The 2,634-nt window shown below is 71.0% G+C and carries 2 protein-coding genes and 1 pseudogene; all 3 read left to right on the forward strand.

What is annotated here, in order from left to right:
- The coding region (locus H5J26_RS30175) for a PP2C family protein-serine/threonine phosphatase (RefSeq protein ID WP_235981247.1) at positions 1 to 904 on the forward strand (904 nt) is incomplete at its 5' end.
- 164 nt (positions 905 to 1,068) lie between these two features.
- The gene (locus H5J26_RS30180; protein ID WP_181769137.1) at positions 1,069 to 2,436 is read left to right on the forward strand and encodes a vWA domain-containing protein; all 1,368 of its coding nucleotides are present in this window, start codon (positions 1,069 to 1,071) and stop codon (positions 2,434 to 2,436) included.
- A 64-nt stretch (positions 2,437 to 2,500) separates the two neighbouring features.
- Positions 2,501 to 2,634: pseudogene (locus H5J26_RS31780) on the forward strand (forkhead-associated protein); the annotation flags it as partial.

The following is a 2,634-nucleotide window of genomic DNA, read 5'->3' on the forward strand; positions in this document are numbered from 1 at the left end:
CGTTGCGCGGTGCGTCGCCTGCGGTACGGGGGCCATCGACGGCGACGGCTACTGCGAGCACTGCGGGCACAAGCAGCCCCGTGAACGCGACCACATGGAAGCCGAGTTGCCGTCAGTGGCGGCGGCCAGCGACCGTGGCATGCGCCATCACCGCAACGAGGACTTCTTCGGGCTGTTCGAGTCCGCCACACCCGCCGGTTCACCGGCGACCATCGCGGTGGTCTGCGACGGCGTCTCCTCAGCCACGCGCCCGGACGACGCCTCGGCCGCCGCCGCACGGGCGGCGAGCGAGTCGATGCGCGACTCCGTCCCGCACGGCACTCCCGCACAGCAGGCCATGCACGACGCCCTCCTCGTCGCTGCGGAAGCGGTCAACGTCCTCGCGACCGAGGGCCCCAACGAGCCCTCCAAGAACGCTCCGGCGTGCACGATCGTCAGCGCGCTCGTCGCGGACGGCATCCTCACCGTCGGATGGGTCGGCGACAGCCGTGCGTACTGGGTGCCCGAGGACCGCACCTCTCCGGCGGCCCGGCTCACCGAGGACGACTCCTGGGCCGCCCAGATGGTCGCCGCCGGGCTGATGAGCGAGGACGAGGCCTACGCCGACGCACGCGCGCACGCCATCACCGGCTGGCTCGGTGCCGACGCGTACGAGGTCGAGCCGCACACCGCGTCGTTCAAGCCGGACCGGCCGGGCGTCGTGGTCGTGTGCACCGACGGCCTGTGGAACTACGCCGAGTCCGCCGACCAGATGGCGGCGGTGGTGCCGGGCGACGCCCGTGCCCGTCCGCTGCACTCGGCGCAGCGCCTGGTCGGCTACGCGCTCGACGGCGGGGGCCACGACAACGTGACGGTGGCCGTGGTCCCCTTCCCGGTACCGGCGGGAGGGACCGTATCGGCCTGAGGCGACGCACGGAGGAAGGGCCGAGCAGCAGTCCCCGACCAGGACGCCGCCGGCCCCGCTGAACCGACGAACACGTGACGACGGGGGAGCTCCACGGCGGTGTGCTGCCACCTGCCCCTCGTCTCCTCACAACTCCTTTTCGTCACGGAGCAGGAGCGGAACAGATGGCCGACTTCGCACAGCCGCAGGCGCCGCCGTTCTCGGTGGAGATCTATCAGAACGAGTTCCTGCCGGAGGGCGCGCAGGAAGTCAACGCGATCGTCACGGTCACATCGACGCGCGGCGCCTCCACCCGCGGGCTGCCCCTGCCCGGCACCGATCCGGGCGGTTCGTCCGCGGCACTGCCCGGTGCGGTCCGTACGGACGCCGCAGTCGTGATCATGATCGACTGCTCGGGGTCGATGGACTACCCGCCGACGAAGATGCGCAACGCCCGTGACGCCACCGCCGCGGCGATCGCGACCCTGCACGAGGGCGTCTCCTTCGCGGTCGTCGCGGGAACGCACAAGGCCGAGGAGGTCTATCCGGGCGGCGGCCGCCTGGCCGTCGCCGACGACGGCACCCGCGCAGAGGCCCGGCAGGCGCTGCGGAAGCTCAGCGCCGGCGGCGGTACGGCCATCGGCACGTGGCTGCGGCTGACCGAGAAACTCCTCTCCTCGCACGACGCCCCCATCCGGCACGCCGTCCTGCTCACCGACGGCCGCAACGAGCACGAGGAACCGGAGCAGTTGAAGGCGGCGCTGGAGGCGTGCACAGGGCGCTTCACCTGCGACGCGAGGGGCGTCGGCACCGACTGGGAGGTCAAGGAGGTCACGGGGATCGCCTCGGCGCTGCTCGGCTCCGCCGACATCGTGGCCGACCCCGACGGCCTCGCGGCGGACTTCACGCACATGATGGAGAACGCCATGGGCAAGGAAGTCGCCGACGTGGCGCTGCGCCTGTGGACGCCGCAGGGCTCACGGATCAAGTTCATCAAGCAGGTCGCGCCGACCGTCGAGGACCTGAGCGATCGCCGTACCGACGCCGGTTCGCGTGCCGGCGACTATCCGACCGGCTCATGGGGCGAGGAGTCCCGCGACTACCACGTGTGCGTCGAGGTCCCGGCGGCCGAAGTCGGGCAGGAGATGCTGGCGGCGCGGGCCGCGCTGATCCTGCCCGCGCCCGACGGGGGCACCCCGCGGACACTCGGACAGGGCCTGATCCGGGCGGTGTGGACGGACGACATGATCGCCACCACCTCCATCAACGCGCAGGTCGCGCACTACACCGGTCAGGCCGAGCTCGCCCAGGCGATCCAGGAGGGGCTGGATCTGCGGAAAGCCGGCGACGAAGAGGGCGCAACGTCCAAACTCGGACGAGCCGTGCAGCTAGCGAGCGAGTCCGGAAATGCGGATACTTCGAAGTTGCTTTCGAAGGTGGTGGACGTGGTCGACGCCGCGACCGGTACTGTTCGGCTGAAGGCGAAGGTTGCAGACGCCGATGAGATGACGCTCGAGACGCGGTCCACGAAGACAGTCCGCGTGAAGAAGTGACGGAGCCCCTGAGGGGCGTACCGCAGGTACGGAAATCCAGGAGCACAAGGGGGAGGCACTCACCATGCCGACTTGCCCGAACGGACACCAGTCGTCGGCCGACGACTGGTGCGAGGTCTGCGGTCACCGCATGGCCGACTCGACCGCCGCGCCTGCCGGTGCCGTCCCGCCGCCACTCTCACCGCCGGTCCCCGGAGG

It is taken from the genome of Streptomyces albidus (ex Kaewkla and Franco 2022) (assembly GCF_013870515.1).
Lineage (GTDB): Bacteria > Actinomycetota > Actinomycetes > Streptomycetales > Streptomycetaceae > Streptomyces > Streptomyces albidus.

Coding starts and splice junctions, on each gene's coding strand:
- H5J26_RS30180 (WP_181769137.1), top strand. CDS start 1,069: ATGGCCGACTTCGCACAGCCGCAGGCGCCGCCGTTCTCGGTGGAGATC.